Consider the following 266-nt stretch of genomic DNA (forward strand, 5'->3'; position numbering starts at 1 on the left):
CATCGATAGACCTTCTACCCACATCGCCCGTGTTAATAGATACGGACCAGGCAATGCGACTTTAACGGCTTTATCGGTATGTTTTTTCAAAAATAAATAGTCATCCAGAGCGTGCGGCTTTTTGCGGCTAATGGTTCCAATAGCAGCCGGATTTGACATTGAAAATGCTGGTACATCCAGGGTGCCAAGTATTTCTTCAAAACTTGCTTTATCTTCGACATATTCGAGCAGCTCCGAAACTGACAGCATCCGGACATTGTTCAAAT

The 266-nt window shown here is 43.6% G+C and carries 1 pseudogene; it reads right to left on the reverse strand.

Going from position 1 to position 266, the window contains the following annotated elements:
- A pseudogene (locus tag RYX56_RS22920) lies at positions 1–266 on the reverse strand (vitamin-B12 independent methionine synthase); the annotation flags it as partial.

This window comes from Alkalihalophilus lindianensis (assembly GCF_032843265.1).
Taxonomy (GTDB): domain Bacteria; phylum Bacillota; class Bacilli; order Bacillales; family Bacillaceae_D; genus Alkalihalophilus; species Alkalihalophilus lindianensis.